Origin of the sequence: Actinoplanes sp. NPDC051859 (assembly GCF_044452725.1) — a bacterium.
Taxonomy (GTDB): Bacteria; Actinomycetota; Actinomycetes; order Mycobacteriales; family Micromonosporaceae; genus Actinoplanes.
In genome coordinates this window covers 23001-44118 of the sequence record NZ_JBITBX010000016.1, presented here as the reverse complement: position 1 = coordinate 44118, position 21118 = coordinate 23001, and the positions used below count along the sequence as shown (strand labels likewise).

Genomic DNA, 21118 nt, shown 5'->3' with positions numbered 1-21118 from the left:
AGGCAGCCGGGTCATCGGCGCTGGGGCGCCGGACGGGGCCGAGTCGGTTCGGGTACGCCGTAGCGGGCGTTGAGCACCTGCATGGCGGCGCCGGCGGCGATCGCGTCGGTCCCCAGGCTGGTCAGGCTGACCTCGACGCTGAGCCAGTCGGCCCGCTTGACCTGGGTGCGCACGGCGACCTCGACGGCGCGGCGGTAGAGGTCGCCGTGTTGCAGCAGGTCGGCGCCGGCGAGCACGACGTGGCCGAGGTCGAGGGTCTGCAGCAGGTTGACCACGCCGGCGCCGAGGACGGCGGCTGCGGCTGCCGGGTCGGTGGCCTGCTCGTGCACCGCTTCGAGGCAGCCCCGACGGCCGCAGACGCACGGCGGCCCATCGAGCTGGATGACAGTGTGCCCGAACTCGCCGGCGTTGGTATGGGCGCCGCGGTAGGCGGTGCCGTCGAGCCACAGCCCGGCACCGAGACCGCTTTCCACCATGATCACGGCGGCGTCGTGGAATCCGTTTCCGCGGCGCCACGCCTCGGCTGTTACCGCAGCGGTGACGTCCTTGTCGACAAGCACCGGCAGGGACAGGTGGTGCCCCGCGAGGGTCGCCAGGGGGATGTCATGCCAGTGACGCAGCCGGTGCGCGTCGCGGACGGTGCCGGTGCCCTGATCGAGGGGTCCGATCATGCCGATCCCGACACCGACCAGCCGGCGCGCGAGCTGGTCACCGCCGCCCGGCGCGGCGTCTTCCGGACGGACGAGCTGGTGCTCCTCGATCAGCGTGGTGACACCGGCCGACAGGCAGGTCAGCAACTCGTCCGGGGTGAAGTCCGATGGCAACGGGGTCTCGGTGGAGGCCCGCACTGCGCCACCCAGATCGGTCACGACCAGTCGCAGTGCGCGGCGACTGACGTGTGCGCCGATGGCCCACCGGGCCTCAGGCACCAGGCGATAGACCGCGGCCGGTTTGCCCAGTGCGGGGCGGCGCACGCCGGCCGGGGCGATGACGCCCTCCTCGAGGAGCCGGGCCAGCACCTTGGAGACCGCCTGGGGAGTCAGGCCGGTCACCTCGGCGACCGTGCCCCGCTCGATCGTCGGCTGGGTCCGAGCCAGGGCGATGACCAGTGCTTCGTGGTAATCGCGCAGGAAGTCCAGGTGCACGAGGTCACTCTACCATTAAAGCAACAGTGTTGCTAAAGTCTCGACCGTGGCGACCCAGAGCACCGGAATTGCCGACGTCGAGCAGGCAGCACCCCGCCATCAGCGGCGGTGGCCCGCCTTGCTCGCGCTCGCCTTCGGCGCGGTCGCGATCGGCCTGACCGAGTTCGTACCCGCCGGCCTGCTCCCGCAGATCGCCGCCAACACCCTCGGCACCGAGTACGCCCGCGACCAGTCCGGCGCAGTCGCCCAGGCCGGCTGGATGATCACCGCGTACGCACTCGGAGTGGTGGTCGGCGCCCCGCTGATCGCCGCGCTCACCGCCCGAATGCCACGGCGACGCCTGGTCCTCGCACTGCTGCTGCTGTTCGTTGTGGGCACAGTGGCCTCCGCCCTCGCCCCCAACTTCGGGCTGGTGCTGGCCGCACGGTTCATGGCCGGGCTGCCGCACGGCGCCTACTTCGGCGCGGCCGGCCTGCTCGCCGCCTCCCTGATGGGGCCGGGCAAAGCGGCACGCGGATTCGCCGTCGTGCTCAGCGGACTGACCGCGGCCAACGTCGTCGGCGTACCCGCGGTCACCTGGCTGGGACAGACCGCCGGCTGGCGGATCGCGTACCTGCTCATCGCCGGTGTCTTTGCCCTCGCACTGCTGGCCGTGGCCGCCACCGTCCCGGAGGCGCCCGCCTCAGGCGGTTCCCCCGCCGCTGAACTGCGCTCACTCCTGAGCCCGCAGGTGTGGCTCACCGCGGCGACCGCTGCGATCGGGTTCGCCGGGTTCTTCGCCGTCAACAGCTACGTCGCCCCGGTCACCACCGAGGTGACAGGCCTGTCCGCCGGGGCTGTGCCCTGGGTGCTGGCCGCGATGGGGCTCGGCATGACCGTGGGCAACGCCCTGGGCGGCTGGCTGGCCGACCGCGACCTGCGCCGCGCCACCCTGTACGGGTTCCTCGCGATGATCGCCTCAGCCGCGTTGTTCGGTGTTGCTGCCGGCACCCCGGCAGGCCTGTTCTCCGGGGCGTTCCTGATCGGTGCCACCAGCCTGTTCCTCGGCCCGGCCCTGCAAGCCCGGCTCATCGCCGTCGCACCCGACGCCCAGCTCATGGGCGCCGCCGTCAACCAGTCCGCGATGAACATCGCCAACAGCCTCGGCGCGGCCCTGGGCGGTGCGGTGATCGCCGCCGGCCTCGGATACCGGGCACCAGCCTGGATCGGCGTCGCCCTCGGCGCCGTCGGCCTGTGCCTGGCCGCGATCAGCTTCGCCCGCCTGACGGCATTCGACACGAGGGGGCGCCCACGTTCGGTGGGCACCCCCTCGTGACGACGATGGATGTGTCAGAACCAGACTTTTCGCCCAGCGACCGGGCGGCCGACCGCGCCGAGGATCCAGAGCACGGCACCGACCACGAGAAGAACGATGCCGATCGTGTAGAGGATCGACACCTTCAAGAACATGCCCAACAGCAACAGGATGAGCCCGAGGATCAGCATGACTTCGCTCCGTTCATCGGCGAGCATCTCCCGCCGACCCGGCTATACCCCACGCATCCACTCTTAGAAACATAGGAATCTTTGCCGATGCGGAAAGCGGCGAAGTGACTCCGCCTGAAGCTTGCGCCCGGCGCCGTATCTGCGGTGCGCACGATCGCCGATCGCGCCCACCTCAGCATTGCGATGTGCGCAACGTCGAGCCGGGGTCAGCTCAGCCGCGGGCGTGGGGGCGTAGATGCCAGTGCGGGTCTTCGGCGTAGGCGTCCATGGTCTGGGCAATCAGCTGATCGAGGGCGAACTGCTCGTGGTACTCGTAGCCCCACCCCAAGATACGGACGACCCCGACCGGCGGTCCAACAGCTGCCTGGCCGAACTGAATGCCCTGCTCCGCGAAGGACAGAAACAGGACGCCTGGACCATGCCCCGCGAGCTGTTCGACGGGCAAGCCCGGACGCACCGGCGCACCGCTCGTGAAGAGCACCTTCGCCACCACCAACAACTCACCGCGAGGCGTCACAGCGAGCCGCTCGGAAACACCGTCGACGACGGCCGGCCACGCACGCGGCCGGAACACTCGATTGCGAACGGCCCGCCGACCCGCCTCAGCGTCCCCACGCCTGCGCCGCCGCGCTGAACCGACCGGCAACGACGCATACCCGTGCTCCTCGAGCGACGCCGCCAACGCCCGCAGATCCGCCCGGGCGCGGCGGTTGGCCTCAGAGGGAACCACAATCTCCACCCAGTCCGCCCAACTCACGCGGCGACTCTAGCCGCCCACCGCCAGGCGAGCCGTTTTACCGCCGGCGCCGGCGGTGATTCCAGCACGGTGGGCAGGACGTAGCTGCACGGCAGACCTATTCGATGTCTGCCGTGCAGCTACGCCATTCGCGCTCGCCGCTACCCGAAATCGCAGTACCGATCTAGATCAGTTGGATGATCCTCTCAGGCATCGGGGTACCTTCGATATCGAACAATAGCGGACTAGGGTCGTTGGCAGGGCGGCGGTCTCTTGCCATCCAAGCTGAAGCGGCAACGACGTATCCGCGGAACTTTCCGGCTCGAAGCATATAAACTTTGAACGATTCGTTACGTCTCAGATCTGCTTCGCAGTCAAGGTCGACGTCTGCCACCTCCCGATCATTGGCTGCAGAAATGACGAGATCAGGGAGTTGCGTCTTGACCTTCATGGCCACCACTCCTTTCAGGATCACGTCAATTCGATCCTCCCACTCATTGCCCATCGGACTGCGCAGTAAGAGCTGGCGGTGTGTCGGGGCCATCGCAAACACGCTGAATGGGCGCCCGAACTCCAATGGCAAAGACTTAATGGTCACCTCAGGAGACTGCCATGCGCTATTCATTTTTCTCCTCGCTAACGAGTGAATGGATTCGGATGCACCTGGCCATCGAAATAGAACGTCACGCGCTCCCAAGCCTTGGCCTCGTCGAGGATATACATTTCCCAGTCAAACCAGCTGGGCTTTCGACCGCCGACCGCGATGTCGAGTCCGGCCTCTCGGTACTTGCCTCGGAGGACGACCCCTTCAAGATCCTCGATGTCGTCAAGGGTCACGCTGAATTTGGTTCCGGGAGGCACCCCGAATGACCGACTGCTGCCACTGACCGGGCGCCTCCGTCATCAGGTGGCGGGCTCCGACGTTCTTGGCGAAATCGGGTACCTTCTCGGTTAGTCCAAGTGCGATATGGTCCGGGCTGCACGGATTGCTCAGCATGCGGGAAGCCTGCTGGTGGGCGGTAAAGCTGAAGGTCGCCACAGCAGCGGGTGACTCGCGCTTCGCCTGAGGGTCGCCGACCGACTTGCTGGTAATTGCTGCCCCGACAGTGGGCGTAAAGGCCGCGGAGGCGCGCGAGGCGACTCGACACTTTCCGCCTAGGGCGCGGGCCGTGTCGCGCTCGAGTTTGGCCAACGCTGCCGGCTCGATCCCACTCGCCCTAAGCCCCTTCTGCGCCTCGGAGACGCCGACACCAGTCTTCATGCTGGCGCGGAAGGCCTTGACGCTCTTTGCAATACGATTGATGGCAAACGGGGCGACAATGTCCACTGCCACCCATGTACAGGATTTCGCCCACTCGTCCTTTTTGAGGGTGAAGCAGTTGACGTAATCCATGACGAGGGCCTTGCCGAGATTTGTGAGCACCTCCTTGGAGATGTCCATGAGGTTCAAGACCAGCACTTGGGTGTAGCGGAAATCGATTTGTTCCGTGTGTAGGTAGTCGGTGACTTCCTTACCCGGGCAAACCGTGTCAGTCGGGTCCGGGCAGGCGATCAGGCTGTAGATCTTCTGTCCGGTAATGTGGTGCGGGATTTCGGCCCGGCAGTGGAGGGGGTCTGTCTGAACACACCGGATGTCAGTCGAGAAGTCGTCTTTGACATTTACCGGTGTGACCTTAATGTTCGGATCGCCGGCCGGCCCCCCTTCGATCAAGAGCGCCGCATCGAATTTTGCTCGTTCTGCAGCTTCGGCTCGATTGGCTGCGGCCTGCGCTTCCTCGGCGAGGGCATTAGCGTTGGACGCCGCTTCCTCTGCTGCGGTGGCGTCTGTCTCAGCTCGGTCGGCCGCGCCGTCGGCCGCCTTTGCTTGCGAGTCAGCTTCCTTTGCCGCGGCGCGGGCGGAGGCAGCATCACGTTCTGCATCGGTCGCGGAGTGATCGGCGGCCATCGCATCGACCCGGGCAGAGTTGGCCGCGGCGGTAGTGGCTACCGCTGAGGACAATGTTTTGTCAGCCCAGTCTTTCGTGCGCTTGTCGGCTGTCACGGCAGCTGCCGCATCGGTCGCCGCAGCTGCCGCATAGATCCTCGCCGCAGCTGCCGCATAGATCCTCGCCGCCGCAACGTATCCGGCAGCCTTGGCAGCGTATTCGGCCGCGGCGGCCGCGGCCTTTGCGGCGAGCTTGGCGTCCCCGGTGGCCTTATCTGCCCATTCGGCCGCGTGCTTAGCGGCCCTCGCCGCCTCATCTGCGCGGGCTTGAGCAAGTGCTGCCTGCTGTTCCGCGACAGACTTTGCGTCTTGGCCGATCAACACGGCGAGACCGGCAGTGACGTCGCTATCGCGGAAGGGAATTCCAGCTGCAATGGCCTCGTTTCCGGCATTGATCGCCCCGGCTGCGGAGTCCCGGGCGGCAATCGCAGCCTGAGCGGCGGCGAAGGCCTGTCCGGATGTCACGGCGCTTTCTGCCTGGGCCTTCTCAGCTTCAACCGCGGCTTGGAGGGCCTCGGCGTTGGCTTTGATTGATTCGGCCTTCGCCTGCTCAGCTTGAATTTCGGCCAGCTTGACGTCCTCGGCTGCTGCCTTCGCCGCTTGAAGAGCATCTGCAGCGGCCGCATGCGCCGCCACCGACTGCGACAGTGCGTAGGTCCATTCGGCGTCAGCCCGCTTCTGCGCGGCCGCAGCTCGAGACGCGGCCCCCTGCGCCTCAGTCGCCGCCTGTCGCGCTTTGACTGCAGCGGCCGTGGCGCTGTCGGCCGCACGTCGGGCACCGGCTGCTGCGTCGGTTGCCTGGCCCGCAGCCGCCCGTGCCTCAGTAGCCGCCTGTCGAGCGCCCTGCGCTGCGTCAGTGCCCTGTTTGGCCCAGGCATCAGCTTCTGCCGCCTCCGCCCGAGCGACCGCCGCATCCTTCGCGCGTTCCGCGGCAACGGCCTGGTCCCGCGCCACCCGCGCGTCGACTTCGGCCCGCTCAGCCACGATCCGCTTGTCCTTTGCCATGGACGCGGAGGAGTCGGCGCGGCCACGAGCTTCCGCGGCTGTGTTCTTGTACTGCTGAGCGCGCTCTTCGGCCTCGTCAGCCTTGGCACGCTCCGACTCTGCCTTGCCTCGGGCGTCGGCCGCTTTCTTCTTCTCTCGTTCCGCGACAACACGCTGCTGATCAGCCCGTTGCGCGGCGCCGCGCGCTGCCGCCTCAGCACGCTCAGCGATTGCCCGATTGCGCTTCGCTGATGCGGCGGCAGACGCAGCAGCGTCGGACTGCCCCTTGGCCGCGGCTGCGGCGGCCTGTGCCTGATCGGCGGCTTCCTGCGCGGCGACTCGCTTGTATTCCGCCTGCAGGGCGATCTGCTGGGTGCGCGCCAGCGACTGCAGTGCCGCGGCGTCGGCGTTTGCCGCCGTCACTGAGTTGAGCGTGATCTCCACCGACTTCGCTGCCGCGGTCGCCGCCGCCGAGGAGGCCTTGACGACCTGAGCGGACTGCCGCGCGTAGGCCAAACCACGGTAGATCGGTGTTAGCTGTGTGGTGGCGGTTGCGGCAGCCTTCTGTTGCGCCGCATTGACCTTGTCGACCTGCTGTTTGGCTGACGCTGCTGCGTTGTTCGCGAGCGCTATCTGGGCAGCGACCCGGTCGCGGGCAGTCGCCAGGTCTTGGTTGACCTTGGGGAACTCCGCAGCCGCCGGGTAGTGGGGGTCGTTCTTCGGCTTACCGGCCCAGTACCGCTGCCACTTCAACGCCTGACCGGCAACCCACGCCTGGCCTTGTGCCTCGATCAGCGCCGCCGAGGCAGCACGCACGTCGCGCATGGCCTGGGCTTCGGCGTCGACGATGTCCTTACGCGGCCCGGCCTGGGCGTCCAGCTCGGCCTGCAGCTCCCGCTGGGCGGTGTTAGCTACCTCGGCCAGCGGCCCCGGATTCCCGGTCCACCACCAGTCCTCCGCCCGCACACCGTCGGGGTCTGCTGGGTCGCAGTCGAGCCAGCTGTTCTTGAGCGTCTCGATTTCGTGGCGGTACTCTGCCGTGCCCGGCGTCGGCCCCACCTTCGGGGAGCCGCCGTGGCGGATGAACCGCTCGACGCGGCTCGCCGGCCACGTCTTCACGATGTTGAAGTCCGGCACTCCCCATACACCGTCCGCGACCAGTTTGTCGACGACCGCACGGGCTTGCTGCAGCGCGGCAGGAGACGCTTTGGGCAGTGCAGGAGGCTCGAGGAAGTTCTGGAAAGACTGGTCGTTGCGTTCCAGCAGGAACCAGTGCAGATCCTTGCCGTAGTCAGGGACCTGGTGGAACGAGTCGAAGTCGGCTCCCCAGACCGCCTGCTTTTCGAGGACTGCCTTCCAGGCCGCGTATCGGCAGCGCTACCCGGTAGTCCTCCTGGTCCTTGAAGGACGCGTAGGTGAGCTGGTGCTGCGTGCCACCGATTTGCTGGTAGGTGAGGCGCCGGTCGTAGTCGGTTCCTGCCAATGCAGCGCTCGCCGCCGCTTTGACCTGTGGGCCGCCGGCGTGTAGCCAGTGACCGATGTTGCACCGGTCTTCGCGGCTCTGGGCGGCCGGAACAACGTAGTCGGCTAGTCCCGCCTCGTCGCGCGCCCCGGTCCAGGCGTGGACCTCGTCGATGCCTCCGGCGAGGTGGTCGCCTTCGATGCCGTTCCACATGCCGCGGCCGATCTGCAGGCCGCCGGATGCCTTCCACGTGCTGGTCCGCTTCGTCTTGCCGACGAGTGAACCGTTGACGTAGAAGCGCAGCTCATTTACGGCCGCGTCGTACACGCCAGCCAAGTGAGTCCACCGGTTCGCCGCCACCGTGGGACCCCGGACTACGTCCCATGCGACGTTCTCCGCGTCCGCCTGGGGAATCCCAAACTCCCAAGCGCCGTTCTTCTGCGCCTTCAGCGAGAAGCCGGAGACCCGCATGCCGTCTTGAGACAGCACCGACGAAGTCCGGTCGACCGCGTCAAGCCGGGCCCACGCCGCCACGGTGAACGACTTGTCCGTCGGGACTACCACCTCGGTGGACACATGGTCCCCCGAGCCGTCCAACCGCAACGACTTCTCCGGACCAAATCTCGGGAACGGTGACTCCTCGATCACCGACGCATCACCGCGTGAGGCGCCGATACCGTACTCGTAGCCCGCCCAGTTCCGGACGGCCCCACCTGTCTCGTCCTGAGTAAACGCGAAATGCGCCACGTGCGCACCCTCAGGCAGCGCATCTCTCTTTGCGACCGGCGTCGGCGCGGCAGAAGCGGGCTCCACACTCGCCGACAGCACAACCGCCGTCGCGGCCACCACCGCCACAGCGGTGGACCAACTACCCCGCAACGCCCGGCGGAGGCCGCCAGGTACAGGGCTGAACGAGTTTCTCACGACACTCCACTTCACAGACTGAACAGGCAAAAATGCACGAAACGTCAGCCGGCCATCGGTAGCCGGCGGAAATCGCGGTGTTGGAGGACGAGCAGTGTGGGGCGGCAACCTGCCGCCGCTTGGGGCTAGCTCAACGGCGGCGAGTCCGAGACGCGCTGTTCAAGCCGAGCTGCGGACCTGGCGCAACCCAGCGCCGAACCGTTCATGATGCCCATGACTTCCCCCCGTTGCATGCCGCTCCGAGGCGGCGAACAGCGGCACTAGAAAAACCCGAACATGATCAAAGATGTCAATGCTGTTGTCGGACTGATACCGACCGTCACTCTCCGTCTAGTCCGCTCCCGTCACTGTCGAACACAGCGCACCCATCCCCAGCTACCAAAGTCGGCGTCTCTGCTTCCGTTCGTCCCGACGAGACACCGACAGATCACGTTCCGCTTCGAAAGAGCGACCGGCCCGGCGCGTACCGCGACCAAGTACGGATCGACCGACTTCCGCCGGCCGGGGGCACGTGCCAGCCGGGGCAAATCTGTCTCGCCCGAAGCTCGACACCAGGAACTACAGGCAGCGGCATCGCGCTTGACGCAGAAAGCGACGGTAGCTATTGATCAGCATCACCGTATCGTCAGACCGCAGGCGGGCCCGATTCGAAGGCCCGCGGCGATGGCCTAGTGGTAGGTGTGGTCGACCAGTTCACCGGCGGCGAACACGCCGGGCAGGTTGGTGCGGGTGCTGGGCGCATCGACCTTCACGTAGCCCTCGTCGTCGAGCTCGATCTGGCCCTTGAATAGCTCGCTGCGCGGGTCGTGGCCGATGGCGACGAAGACGCCGGTGACGTCGAGGACCTTGGTCTCGCCGGTGTTGACGTCACGGATGCGGGCGCCGACGACCTTGCCGTTGTCGCCGAGGATCTCCTCGACCGCGGAGTTCCACTCGACCTTGATCTTCGGGTTGTCCAGGGCGCGCTTCTGCATGACCTTGCTGGCCCGGAACGAGTCACGGCGGTGCACGATGGTCACGGTCTCGGCGAAGCGGGTCAGGATGACCGCGCAGGCGAAGAATTGCTTGTCGCCGATCCACACGGTCTTGAGGCCTTCGGTGCCGGCTCGGTGGGCTTGTCGCCCTCCTCGACCCGGGTTGCGTCGTCGGTGATGAACTCGGCGCCGAACCGCTCGGCCTGCTTGCGCATGTTGTCCATGAGCTCGGGGCCCATGATGCCCTCGGGTGACCGGGGAAGTTCTCCACCTCGGTGGTGGTCATCAGCGCACCGCCGGACTGGATGCCCTCGATCGCCAGGGGCTTCAGGTTCGCCCCGGGCCGCGTACAGCGCCGCGGTGTATCCGGACGGCCCCGAGCCGATGATGATCAGATTCCGGACCTCGTCCATGTCAGCTGGCCGGGAGGAGGCCGGCGAGCAGCTTCTCGATCCGGGCTTTGATCTTGTACCAGATCGGGCGCACGGGCAGCGTGAGCGGTGGCGAGAATGGCCTGTCCACCGGACGGACGACACCGCACCCCGAACCCCGAGCCTATCGTGGAGGAGAAGCAACCCGGGAGGTCGCCATGAGCACACCAGGGACTGTTCAAACTCTGCTGATGCCGCGACACCACCACCGGTCGCCGTCTCGGCCGGCACTGTCCCGGCCTGACCGATCGCCGGTACGGGACCTGGTACTACCGCTGCTAAATCCGCGACCTGCTCGGCCGGCCCAAGCAGATCAGCCGCGGCGGCTGCGCCACCCAGACCGCCGCCCGGCATGCCCGCAACGCCGCGGAGGCCGAATCTCAGGAACACTTCGCCGGACGCACCTGGACATTGAGCCAATGGCTCACCTACTGGCTGACCACCCGCACTTCCATCCGCGCGTCGACCCTCGCCATCTACACCCAGCACGTGCGCAGCTATCTGATCCCTGCCATCGGTCATCTGCGCCTGTGCGAGGTCACGCCCCGGCACTTGACCGCGATGTTCGCCGAACTCGGCCAACAGACCACCGTCACCGGCCAACTGCGCAGCCCCGCCACACTGCAACGCATCCGCGCGACCCTGCGCGCCGCTACAACGCCGCCATCCGTGACGGCCTTGTCTCCGACAATCCCGCCCGTCGCGTCGAAATGCCCACCGGACGCCGCCCCCATGCCGTCGTCTGGACCGACGGCCGTGTCGAGCAGTGGCGCGAGGACGGCGCCCGGCCTTCGGTGGCGGTCTGGACACCCGGCCAGCTCGCCCAATTCCTCGACCTGGTCAGCGACGACCGCCTCTACCCCCTGTGGTGGCTCATCGCCCTGCGCGGCTTGCGTCGCGGCGAAGCCGCCGGACTGCGCTGGCACGACATTGACCTCGACCGCCGCGAACTGACCATCACCCAGCAACGACGCACCACCCTCGGCTACCAAGTCATCGAAGTCCCACCCAAGTCCGCCGCCAGCCACCGCGCCGTCGCCCTCGACCGGCGCACCGTCACCATCCTGCGCGAGCACCTCCGCCGACAACGCGCCGAATACCTACGCACCGGACGGACCTGGCGCGACACCGGCTACGTCTTCACCCGGCCCGACGGTCAGCCCTACCACCCGAACTACCTCACCCACCGGCTGCGCTGGCTCACCAACCGGCATGACTTACCGCCCGTTCGTCTGCACGACCTGCGCCATGGCGCCGCGACCCTTGCCCACACCGCCGGCGTCGACCTCAAAACCGTCCAGGACCAGCTCGGCCACGCCAGCATCGTGCTCACCGCCGACACGTACACCAGCGTGCTGCCCGCCGCCCAGCACAAGGCCGCTGAAGCCACCGCCCGGCTGATTCTCACCACCGCCCGCGCCGTCCGCGGCAAAATCCGCCGCAAGCACCGCCGCCCCGGCCCGCCGCCGTCCACCACATCGCGCCCCGCTAACACCGCTCCGGCGAGCAAAACCGCAGGTCAAAGCCCCCGGGCAACCGCCCGGCAGGACGAAAAGGGGCGTAAACAACCCAAGGCGCAACGAGCGACCAACAAGCGACCGCGCTCCACACGCGACAAAGTACAGCCGGGAATCCGCAGGTCAGAAGGGGTGGGCCGCCGGGGACTCGAACCCCGAACCTAAGGATTAAAAGTCCGTAGGGAGAAACCATTCTCGGCACGGCAGGAATAGCGGACTTTATTCTCGCACAGTCCGGCACGGTCCGGCTACGTCTGGTTGCGTCCGAGCGAATAGGAACAGTCATTCGACGCAGGAATCCGGCACGGACCGGCTGCGTCCGATGGGGGTACGGAACATCCGAGCGACCGTGGAGCGACCAGATCCTTCGGTGGCCTGGCCCCCGGCGATCGGAATAGCTACTCGGCGCAGCAAAGTCGGCTGCCCGTACCGCCAGCGGCGCCGCCCTGCTGGGGCTATGTGAGGTCTTCCAGCTTGCGTCGTAGGCGTGCGTACCGAGTCCAGTTCTGCTGAAGGTAGCTGAGCCTGCCGCCGACGATGCTGGGCGCTACCCCGATCTCGTCGGCGATCTCGACGGCGCGGCGTGCGGTGGTGCGTTCGGTGAGTTGGTCCGCGTAGTGCTCTGGAATGAGGATCGCCGCCGCATATTCATTGGCCGCGCTTTCTTGGCCGTCAGCGTCGTCACCAGAGAGTTCCAGGTCAACAACCACCCGTCGCTTCGGGTGCAGAATAAGGTGGGCGGCCTCATGGAAGAAGGCGAACCAGAAGATGTCGTGCATACCGTAACGTCCAGATAGGACGATGAGCGCTTTTGTGGAGGTAATCCATCTAGCCGCTCCGGTTATTCGACTTCCTGGTAAGCCCCGCTCGAATTCGACTGCGACACCTACGTCTGCGCATTCTCGGCGCAGGATCTCGAATGCCTCGCGGTCGGGCATCGTTGTCAACCGCGTCAGCGAAGGCAGAAGCGCCGCGAAAGCTGTGGAGTCGTACGGTCGGCACGGTGTCATGTCGGCGGCGCGTTCGCCGAGCCGCAGCCAGGCAGCGGTGGCGTAGGGGTCGACGTTGGCGTCCTGCGTCCGGCGGAACCCTGCGGCGACCGGCTCGGCCCATGCCCGCTGGTAGGCGTCGGGGTCCGCGACTTGGAAGAAGGCGAGGAGCCTTTCCAGCATGGTGATCTCGGAGTCTCCTGCGACGAGTACGCCACGGTCGACGAGCGCAGGCAGAGGAAAGCGTCGCAACCAGCCGAGGTGGTCGCGGGCCCACTCAGTGCGCGCCTTCTCGCGTGCGCGCCGGTCCTGATAGCTGGCCTCGAGTTGGTTCCAGAACGCGGCGGGTGTGCCCAGCGTGCGTTCGAGGCGTAGGGCCATGTCGAAGGTCAGGCTGGCGACGCCCTTGATGACCTGGTTGACGTGCTTCGCGGAAACGTTCAGCCGAACGGCAAGTTCGGCTTGGGTGATGTTGCGGGCGTCGAGCTCCGCCTGAAGCATCTTGCCCGGCGGCCGCTGCCAGTCCGGCGAAAGTCCTGTCTCCGCGAAGGTGTCGCCTTCATGGCTGCGGACGCCGCGAATCTGCGATTCCTCGCCGTCTCGCTGGTCCGAGGCTGGCTTCGACCTCGCCCGGGTTGGCGAGCTGGCCTGGTGGTGGTTGCGGTCCATCAGACCGGCATCGGGACTGGCACGGTGATGCCTTCGATGACGATCACACGGATGCGCTGCATGAGTCGCACTGCATCAGACTGCTTCTCCGACTCCTGAAACATCAGTGCGGCATCGGCGGCGCGGAAGAAGATCTCGGCGTCACCGTGTCTCACGACGAACCGTACGACGCCGTCGGCGGCGGTAGCGAGCCGACGCAGGGTGACACAGGCGAACTGGGCGACTTCCGCAAGGTTCGCGACGTTGAGCAACAGCGTCAAGGCCGTCGCCACCATTTCCCAGGCCGTGCCGAACGCCCGCCGCAGTGCAGGTTCATCGACGCAGGCCGACTTCGTCTTCTCGGCGTGATGGAGGAGTTGCACGTTGCTCCGTAGATCTTGCGGTTCACCAATCAGGTAACGATACCCCCACCGTGCGCAAGCGACGCCGGCCTACCGCGGGCGTGGCGCAGCTCCGCACAGCGTCAGCCCTTCACTCTTTCGTGTCCGGCCAGGAAACGCTCTTGTGCTCCGGCGAAGATCGGCGTATCTGTTGATGTTGAACCGCAAGGTAATGAACCAAATTGGTAAAGAGCGAGTGCTCTGTCTCAAGTGGGGCGGACGTCCGCGGAAGGAGCAGAGATGACGGAAGCACAGACCGTCGATGTCCAGGCGGAGGCCGAGAGCGAGGGTGACGACGCCCGCGCGTCGGCCCGCGAGTTCGCGATCATCGTGAACGGTCGCGGGAAGGTGGTGCACGAGAAGGTGCTGACCTTCGACGAGATCGTGCGGCTGGCGTTCAAGGCGGTGCCCGCCGGCCCGGACGTCACGTTCACCGTCACCTACAGCCGGGCGGTGAAGCCGCAGCACGAGGGCGTTCTCAGCCCGGGCGGCAAGGTGACCATCAAGCAGGGAACGATCTTCGATGTCACACGCACTAACAAGTCGTAGCCCCGACCTGCGTCGGCTGCGCGACGAGGGCTTCGAGGTGGCGATCGTGGATGGGCAGCTCGTCGTCCGGAACATCCCGTACGTCACCCCGGCCGGCGAGATCGGTTACGGCACCCTGGTGTCGGGGCTGGAACTCGCTGGTGACCACACGGCGCGACCGGGCGACCACGTCGCCCGGTTCGCCGGAGAGCAGCCCTGCGACCGCGACGGCCGCCCGCTCACCACGCTGATCAACAGCGTGATCGAAGAGCAGGTCGGCGACGACATCCGGCTGCGGTTCCTGTTCTCGCAGAAGCCCGACGACGGCTACCGCGACTACTACCACAAGATGACCACCTACATCGCCATGCTCCAGGGCCCGGCGCAGGCGCTCGACCCGGACGTGACTGCCCGCACCCACCGGGTCGTCGAGGACGATGACCCGGACGCGATCTTCCGCTACCTCGACACGGCCACCGGCCGTGCCGGGATCAGCGCGAGCGCCGCGAAGATGGCGCTGGACAAGGTCGCCATCATCGGGCTCGGCGGCACCGGCGCGCACATCCTCGACAACATCGCGAAGACCATGGTGCGGCAGATCCACCTGTTCGACGGCGACGTCTTCCAGCAGCACTGCGCCTTCCGGGCGCCCGGCGCAACCCCCATCGAGCAGCTGCACCGCCGCATGAACAAGGTCGACTACTACACCGAGATGTACTCGGTGATGCGCAACGGCATCGTCGCGCACCCCTACTACCTGACCAAGGACAACGTCGACGAGCTCAAGGACATGACCTTCGTCTTCATCGCCATCGACGACGGCCCGCCCAAGAAGCACATCATCGCCGCGCTGGAGAAGTTCGAGATCCCCTTCATCGACGTCGGCATGGGCCTCTACAACGTCGACGGGGCGGTCGGCGGGATCCTACGGGTCACCACCAGCACGCCTCGGCAGCGCAACCACGTCCACGACCGGCACCGCATCCCCACGGACGCCGCCGACCCCGACGACGAATACGAACGCAACATCCAGACCGGCGACCTCAACACCCTCAACGCGGCCCTCGCCGTCCTGCAGTGGCGCAAGCTCTACGGCTCCTACCTCAACCTCTCCGGGGAGCACCACTGCACCTTCACCATCGGCACCGGAGCGCTGAGCGGGGAGGACCACGCATGAGCCGGGCCACCGCCGTCGCCCACCAGTTCGTCGACGTCGTACCCGACGACCTCGCCGAGGGCATCGTGTACGTCTGCATCCCGCACACGACCGCGATGCACCTGTGCCTGTGCGGCTGCGGCGAGGAAGTCGTCACCCCGATCAAGCCCACCGGATGGCGCCTCACCTTCAACGGCATCGCCGTCTCGCTCCACCCCTCGATCGGCAACTGGGACTTCCCCTGCCACTCCCACTACTGGATCACCGACGGACGCGTCCGCTGGGACCGGCAATGGAGTCCCGCGGAGATCGCCGCGGCTCGCCGCCAGGAGAGCGCACACCGCGCCGCGTACTTCGACGGACCGGTACCGGCCTCGTCCACGACGCCAGCGCCCACCCCACCGGATCCCACACCCGCCAGAGAGGCACGGCGCCCGCGCCCCGTACCTCGGCAGAGCTGGCTGAAAGACCGTTGGCACCGCCTCATGAACGGCCGACGGCCCAAAAAGTAGGCCCTGCCTTCGGGCCACCAACGGCCCGGGACACAGAGATCAAAGATTGCTACACCGGTTAAGGAGGGCCTGATGGCCAAGGGAGACATCCACACCAGCAAGCAGGGCGACAAATGGGTGAACAGGGCGGAGGGCAACCAGCGCGCCACCAACAGCGCCACCACCAAAGCCGAGGCCCAAGCCGCCGGTCGCGACCTGGCGATCGACCGCGGCGTCGAGCACATCATCCACAAACAGGACGGCACTATCGGCGAGCGCAACACCTACCCCCGCAGCCGCGACCCGCGCGGATCTGAGGGCTGACCGACGTCCGCTTCTCGGCAGCGTCTGCATGCACGGTCGCCGTGGACGGAGAGGGCGAGGGTGGGTTACTCGAGACCCTGCATGTCTCGCCCATCCTCGCCAGGGCGAGCAAGCCGAACGCGGCGACCGTGCTCACGCGTTTACGAAAGATGCGATGAAGCGCTCGGCGTCCAGCGCGGCGGCGCAGCCGGTGCCGGCGGGGCAGTATCGCCGAGTCGACCGTGAACCTGGCTAGCGCAGAGGTGAGGGATTCCTTGGATAATGACCCTCACCGCGCTGATCGGTGTCCAGTTCTGGGACTACTGGCGTACCCTGCTCTGACCCGACCCGCTCGCAGAACCGGGCAACAGCCCGTGACCAGTTGCACTCCCGTGGCGGTGACACATCGGCCGAGGCCGAACCTGTGCTGCGGCATCTGCACCTTCAGGCCTGAGATGCGCCCACCAAACTCAGCCGGACCCGCGCATGCGACCGCAACAAACCTGCAGTCGCCGCAACCGCCCGATGCCCCAACTCCCGAAACACCGTCCAGTACGTGTCGGCGGTAGTCACCGAACTGGAATGACCCATGTCGTGCTGGATCACCTTCAACTCCACACCGGCCGCACCGGCCAAACTCGCCGCACCATGCCGCAGATCGTGCAAGCGCACCGGCGGCAACCCGCTGCGCAGCATCAAGGCCCGAAACCGGTGACTGAGCCAATCCGGAGCCACCGGCCGCCCATCCGCACGGGTGAACAAATAACCGTCCGGATTGCTGCCATCGACTCCGAATCGATCCCGCTGCCGAATCCGATGCTCGCGCAGCAACTGATTCGTGAACTCGTCCAAGGCCAGCACCCGCACCCCCGCCGCAGACTTCGGCGGACCCACCACGACCCGCCCATCCACCCGTAACACTTGGCGGCACACCCGCAGTTCGCGCAACCCCTCATCGAGATCTGCTTCCCGCAACGCGGCCACCTCCCCACGCCGCAAACCCCGCAAGGCCACCAACCACCACAGCGGGAACAAGTGGTCATCACGCACCGACTCCAGAAACGCCGCCACGTTCTCGACGTCCCACACCGCGACCCTCGGCCGGGCACCGGTCGCCCGCCATAACGCCTCCCGCTCCCGCGTCCACGCCACGGCGTGCGCCCGGCCGCCCTGCGGCAGACGCAACCGCCACGCCGCGTTCACCGTCACCAAACCCTGGCGTCGCGCCTCACTCAACGCGCTGCGCAGCACCGCGACGATCCGATGCACCGTTCCCGCAGCGATCAACCCGCCGTCCGCGAGCTCTTGCCGGCCGATAGCGTCCACCGCCCGCTGCACCGTGCGCACACCCGCACGACCATCCAAATCCGCCAACCGCAACTGGCCCAGCCTCGGGATCAAATGCTGATGCGTCACCGACCGATACGCGCGCACCGTCGACGGCCGCAGCCGGCCCTCCATCTGCGACAACCAGCACAACAGCCACCGCCGCACCGTCCACGTCTGCGCGATCGCCTCCGGCCCCGACAGGCCAACTACGCCAGCCAGCTCCCACTCTGCGTCCGCCTGTGAACCGAAACCGCCGCGGCGCAGCCTGCGCTTGCGGCCGTCACCCCCGGGCACATGCACATCGAAATACCAGCGCCCATGCGATGGCTCCACCAACCGCGGACACTTCGCGCCCCACTGCCGGCCCGTCTGATCAGAGCGGCACGCACACCGGCGAAACACCGACCCAGGACTGTCCGTACCCATACGACCGCCCGTCGCGAACTCGCGCGGACCGGCCCGCTAGCACCGGCCTCGACTCCGAAAATGCTGATCAAGTCGACACTGCCTCCAACGGCAGAACTCTCGATCCCACAAGTCCGGGGCTCAAGCTCCCAGCGACCAACCATGCCCGACCAGTGAGGCGCAACCGCGCCTCACCTACGCCCCACAACCACACCGCCGAGCAGCGAGGCAGAGCTAAAATCCCAGGTCAAACATGGTGGGCCGCCGGGGACTCGAACCCCGAACCTAAGGATTAAAAGGGTGTACTGGACATCCAATTTCGCCTCGGTGCGGAGTGCCGCTGATCGTGCATCCACAAAGGAGGCCGCGCGGGACCTTCGGTGACGAGCACGTCGGCTTAACCGGCGCCGGAGACGGTGATGGCCCGGCGGCACGTGTGGTCGACCAGGTCGCCGGCGGCGTAGACGCCCGGGCAGGTTGGCACGGGGTGCTTGGCGAGTCGACCTTCACGTAGCGCTCATCGTCGAGCTCAGCCATCATGGATGCGATCACTGATGGTCGGCACGCACGCATTATCTGAGCGCCCGAGCAGAGCGGGGGGGCGGGATGGCCCGCCCGGCACGGGGGACCGGGCGGGACAAATCCCGATCCTAGATCATCACGAGCGATCGGAAGATCTTGCAGGTTCGATGCACTCCGGCCGCGCGGAAGTGGACTCATTGGCCGTCGAGCGGCGGTGCGATCGCGGGGTTTAATGAAGGTTCAAGTCGACTGTGGAGTGGCGTCCTCCGGAAGTTGCGGCACCGGGTGGTAACGACCTTTACCACATTTGCGATGCTGCGATCCGCGTGCTCGTGCGAACCAGTGCAACTTACGGACGGACCGGCATAAGCATTCCAGTTCACCTACCAGGTCGTCGCGAGCTGGGTCGCCGGTCGCTTCGCGCAGGCCTGGAACTGCGGGGTCGAGTCGGCTGGTCAGCAGGGCCATCGACGGCGCCGGGGCTGGAGAACGACACCGCAGGCGCCGCAGGCCGGGAGGAAGCCGGCGGCGGCCACTGCGACGCTGCGATCTGCGCTCCTGTAACGGACGGAGCGGGTGACATGCGATCAAGCAGCCGCTGCGCCAGATTGGCGTCGATCTCGAGGTCAGTGCTGATCCGAACGTCGGCGGCGGTCGCCAGGTCGACGACATCGTCGGTGGTGAACTCCTCGGCTGCGAGGGTGCTGAGCCGGCGGGCAAATTCCTGCACATTGATCATCCGCGGTCACATCCTCGGGTTGCGGTTAATCCAGCGTAACCGCCGCTTTGCACGGCGATTCCGGCGCCACCGCGAACAAGTCGGCGGGTCGACTTGCTCGGGCTGCTGCCGCCGATGCCGAGCCCATCCACCGTATGCGTCGCTAAGCGTTGGTCGCGGCGGCCCGGCCGTGGTCGGTCAGCTGGCGGAAAATAGGCCGAGTCGAGGGCGAGCACCTGGCCGAGGAGGAGGGCGAGGTGTTTCCCGATTTCCGCAAGCATGCGAGCCGGGAGCTTCGCCTCGATCTTGGCGCATGCTGGCTGCGCTTCTTCGCCGAGCACGCGCAGGGCCAAGGCCTTGTTCTTCGCTGCCGAAGACCCGGACACCTGCATCGAGGAGAACAGTGAATCGGCGTGCCGCCGCTGGGCGCTGTTTCAGGTGCCTGTCAGGACAGCGAGCACTCCGGTCAGGCTCAGAATTCGGTGTGCCGGGCGGCTCGGGTTGACGACTGCGAGTCCACAGCCGGTGTTCTTCGCGGCGTGGTAGCCACTGATGAGGCAGCCGACGGCAGTGGAGTCTAGGAAGCTGACTTGACGGAGGTCGACCTCTACCGCTGAGGTGTCTCCGCGCTGCATTTCCTCGAGTAGCAGATTTTGCACCTCGTCCGCGTTCTGAAGATCGATTTCTCCGGCGAGGGCGACGGTCGAGGTTCCGCCGTCACGATGCAGGTCGTACTGCCACAACGGCGGCTCGTTCACACACTCTCCCCGTACCGGCCTCGGGGAGGATTCTCCCTGCGGATCAGGGCAAAGGCCATCCCACGTACGTGTAGGGAATGGAGAGCCACTCGCCACATCGATTAAGGGATGAGTTGGCAGTCATCGGCGTTGTCGTGACCGGCGAGGAGTCGGTCGGCGATCGCGGTTGCCACAGCGTTGAGATCGGCGATTTCTTCGGCGACAGCCTTCATCGCGTAGGCCGAGTCGGAGCGCGGGCCATCGTGTTTGGTCTTCTCGACCAGGTCCGCGAACGCGGATACCGATATGGGGAGGTCATTCCACATCCGGCACAGCTCCGCCAGATTCTTGCCCTGCGTGTCCGTCATGCGATCATCGTCCTCCCCGCTGACCACCCGCGGCGAACAAATCGCGAACCTGCGCCGACGCGATCTCCCGAGTGCCGAGCGCCGAGCTGGTCCGCGTCATCACGTCACGGATCAACACGATCGTCGCTGTTTCGGATCTTGGAGCAACGCAACGACGTCCGGTGCGCTCGCGCCGAGGGCGCCGGCAAGCCGGCGGTTGATGCGACGCTCAGCGCGTTCACCGAGATGGGTTGCCTGCCGCACGTCCTGGCCGCTCAAGGCTTGCCAGTGGTGGGCCGGGACGCCCGATGATGTCCAGCTCTTGGCCGCTGGTAGTGCTGTGTCACGGGAAGATCGGCTGGAGGGAGTCGGCGGTGCTTGGTTCGTTGACGGCGATGTGCGCCCAGACGATTTTGCCTTGATGGATGCGGTGAGCTCCCCAGCTGGTGGTGATGGCGGAGACGACGAGTAGGCCCCGTCCGCCGATACGGCGTGGGTCAGCTGTGCGGGCGTGGGGCATGTTGCTGCAGGAGTCGGTGACCTCGATGTGGACGACATTGTCATGCCGGTAGATCGCGAGTTCCCCGCCGGATGTCGTGTGTTGTTCCACGTTCTGGACTAGTTCGGTGATGACCAGCAGCGTGTCCTCTACGAGTGGAGGGCTCTGCCACTGCGCCAGGACCGGTCGAGCCTGCTGGCGTAGGTCGGCGCAGTCCGTGCCACGGGTGAACGCCAACCGCAACGTATCCATGGCGAGCCGACTACCCTGCATACCGCTGAATACGCCCGCCGTCCCTCGCGCACCACTGAACAGGCACCGGCACCGTGATTGGACGACGACACGAGCCCGGCACCCTGACCATGATCAGGGGTTGCCTGCAGTTAGTGCCGCAAGATTGCGG

At 66.6% G+C, this 21118-nt stretch carries 20 protein-coding genes and 3 pseudogenes; 7 read left to right on the top strand and 16 right to left on the bottom strand.

Going from position 1 to position 21118, the window contains the following annotated elements; translation table 11 throughout:
- Positions 1–11: 11 nt before the first annotated feature.
- Entirely contained in the window at positions 12–1145 is a 1134-nt protein-coding gene (locus ACIA1L_RS29655; protein WP_396076305.1) for an ROK family protein, read from the bottom strand.
- Between the two features lie 46 nt (positions 1146–1191).
- On the opposite strand from ACIA1L_RS29655, the gene ACIA1L_RS29650 reads away from it, so the two are divergent.
- The gene (locus ACIA1L_RS29650; protein ID WP_396076304.1) at positions 1192–2460 is read left to right on the top strand and encodes an MFS transporter; all 1269 of its coding nucleotides are present in this window, start codon (positions 1192–1194) and stop codon (positions 2458–2460) included.
- 14 nt (positions 2461–2474) lie between these two features.
- Here ACIA1L_RS29650 and ACIA1L_RS29645 read toward each other — a convergent pair whose 3' ends face one another.
- From ACIA1L_RS29645 to ACIA1L_RS29615, 7 genes and pseudogenes are all read right to left on the bottom strand, one after another.
- Entirely contained in the window at positions 2475–2630 is a 156-nt protein-coding gene (locus tag ACIA1L_RS29645; RefSeq protein WP_396076303.1) for a hypothetical protein, read from the bottom strand.
- Positions 2631–2841: 211 nt separating this feature from the next.
- The gene (locus ACIA1L_RS29640; RefSeq protein ID WP_396076302.1) at positions 2842–3387 is read right to left on the bottom strand and encodes a hypothetical protein; all 546 of its coding nucleotides are present in this window, start codon (positions 3385–3387) and stop codon (positions 2842–2844) included.
- Positions 3388–3550: 163 nt separating this feature from the next.
- The gene (locus ACIA1L_RS29635) at positions 3551–3991 is read right to left on the bottom strand and encodes a hypothetical protein (protein WP_396076301.1); all 441 of its coding nucleotides are present in this window, start codon (positions 3989–3991) and stop codon (positions 3551–3553) included.
- Between the two features lie 11 nt (positions 3992–4002).
- A complete protein-coding gene (locus ACIA1L_RS29630) occupies positions 4003–4203 on the bottom strand; it encodes a hypothetical protein (RefSeq protein WP_396076300.1) in 201 nt (66 codons plus the stop codon).
- A complete protein-coding gene (locus ACIA1L_RS29625) occupies positions 4193–7471 on the bottom strand; it encodes a hypothetical protein (RefSeq protein ID WP_396076299.1) in 3279 nt (1092 codons plus the stop codon). The genes ACIA1L_RS29630 and ACIA1L_RS29625 overlap by 11 nt, the downstream gene beginning before the upstream one ends.
- A gap of 154 nt (positions 7472–7625) precedes the next feature.
- On the bottom strand, positions 7626–8543 hold the full coding sequence (locus tag ACIA1L_RS29620; protein ID WP_396076298.1) for a LamG domain-containing protein: 918 nt from the start codon (positions 8541–8543) through the stop codon (positions 7626–7628).
- An 851-nt stretch (positions 8544–9394) separates the two neighbouring features.
- Positions 9395–10107 (bottom strand): annotated as a pseudogene (locus ACIA1L_RS29615) (NAD(P)/FAD-dependent oxidoreductase); the annotation flags it as partial.
- A 429-nt stretch (positions 10108–10536) separates the two neighbouring features.
- Here ACIA1L_RS29615 and ACIA1L_RS29610 point away from each other — a divergent pair.
- Positions 10537–10626, top strand: a pseudogene (locus tag ACIA1L_RS29610) (hypothetical protein); the annotation flags it as partial.
- Between the two features lie 209 nt (positions 10627–10835).
- Positions 10836–11807 (top strand): site-specific integrase, encoded by a 972-nt coding sequence (locus tag ACIA1L_RS29605; RefSeq protein ID WP_396076297.1) that lies wholly within the window; start codon positions 10836–10838, stop codon positions 11805–11807.
- A gap of 290 nt (positions 11808–12097) precedes the next feature.
- Here ACIA1L_RS29605 and ACIA1L_RS29600 read toward each other — a convergent pair whose 3' ends face one another.
- On the bottom strand, positions 12098–13300 hold the full coding sequence (locus tag ACIA1L_RS29600; protein ID WP_396076296.1) for a HigA family addiction module antitoxin: 1203 nt from the start codon (positions 13298–13300) through the stop codon (positions 12098–12100).
- Entirely contained in the window at positions 13300–13662 is a 363-nt protein-coding gene (locus tag ACIA1L_RS29595; protein WP_396076295.1) for a hypothetical protein, read from the bottom strand. The genes ACIA1L_RS29600 and ACIA1L_RS29595 overlap by 1 nt, the downstream gene beginning before the upstream one ends.
- A gap of 258 nt (positions 13663–13920) precedes the next feature.
- Between ACIA1L_RS29595 and ACIA1L_RS29590 the strand changes: the two genes are divergently transcribed.
- From ACIA1L_RS29590 to ACIA1L_RS29575, 4 genes are all read left to right on the top strand, one after another.
- Positions 13921–14229: a multiubiquitin domain-containing protein gene (locus ACIA1L_RS29590; RefSeq protein ID WP_396076294.1), complete on the top strand. Its 309-nt coding sequence runs from the start codon at positions 13921–13923 to the stop codon at positions 14227–14229.
- Positions 14204–15385: a ThiF family adenylyltransferase gene (locus tag ACIA1L_RS29585; RefSeq protein ID WP_396076293.1), complete on the top strand. Its 1182-nt coding sequence runs from the start codon at positions 14204–14206 to the stop codon at positions 15383–15385. The genes ACIA1L_RS29590 and ACIA1L_RS29585 overlap by 26 nt, the downstream gene beginning before the upstream one ends.
- Entirely contained in the window at positions 15382–15876 is a 495-nt protein-coding gene (locus tag ACIA1L_RS29580; RefSeq protein ID WP_396076292.1) for a DUF6527 family protein, read from the top strand. Before ACIA1L_RS29585 ends, ACIA1L_RS29580 begins: the two co-directional genes overlap by 4 nt.
- A 72-nt stretch (positions 15877–15948) precedes the next feature.
- Positions 15949–16179 carry a DUF2188 domain-containing protein gene (locus tag ACIA1L_RS29575; RefSeq protein WP_396076291.1) on the top strand — a complete coding sequence of 77 codons (231 nt, stop codon included), beginning with the start codon at positions 15949–15951 and terminating at the stop codon, positions 16177–16179.
- 423 nt (positions 16180–16602) lie between these two features.
- On the opposite strand, the gene ACIA1L_RS29570 is transcribed toward ACIA1L_RS29575, so the two are convergent.
- The 6 genes and pseudogenes from ACIA1L_RS29570 to ACIA1L_RS29545 all read right to left on the bottom strand — a co-directional run bounded on the left by ACIA1L_RS29570 (position 16603) and on the right by ACIA1L_RS29545 (position 20967).
- A complete protein-coding gene (locus ACIA1L_RS29570; protein ID WP_396076290.1) occupies positions 16603–17787 on the bottom strand; it encodes a tyrosine-type recombinase/integrase in 1185 nt (394 codons plus the stop codon).
- Positions 17788–18289: 502 nt separating this feature from the next.
- Positions 18290–18423, bottom strand: a pseudogene (locus tag ACIA1L_RS29565) (thioredoxin-disulfide reductase); the annotation flags it as partial.
- Between the two features lie 726 nt (positions 18424–19149).
- Positions 19150–19524, bottom strand: coding sequence for a hypothetical protein (locus ACIA1L_RS29560; RefSeq protein ID WP_396076289.1), 375 nt, complete (start codon positions 19522–19524; stop codon positions 19150–19152).
- Between the two features lie 42 nt (positions 19525–19566).
- Positions 19567–19890, bottom strand: coding sequence for an STAS domain-containing protein (locus tag ACIA1L_RS29555; RefSeq protein ID WP_396076288.1), 324 nt, complete (start codon positions 19888–19890; stop codon positions 19567–19569).
- A gap of 101 nt (positions 19891–19991) precedes the next feature.
- Positions 19992–20237: a hypothetical protein gene (locus ACIA1L_RS29550; protein WP_396076287.1), complete on the bottom strand. Its 246-nt coding sequence runs from the start codon at positions 20235–20237 to the stop codon at positions 19992–19994.
- Between the two features lie 322 nt (positions 20238–20559).
- Entirely contained in the window at positions 20560–20967 is a 408-nt protein-coding gene (locus ACIA1L_RS29545; RefSeq protein WP_396076286.1) for an ATP-binding protein, read from the bottom strand.
- Positions 20968–21118 lie beyond the last annotated feature (151 nt).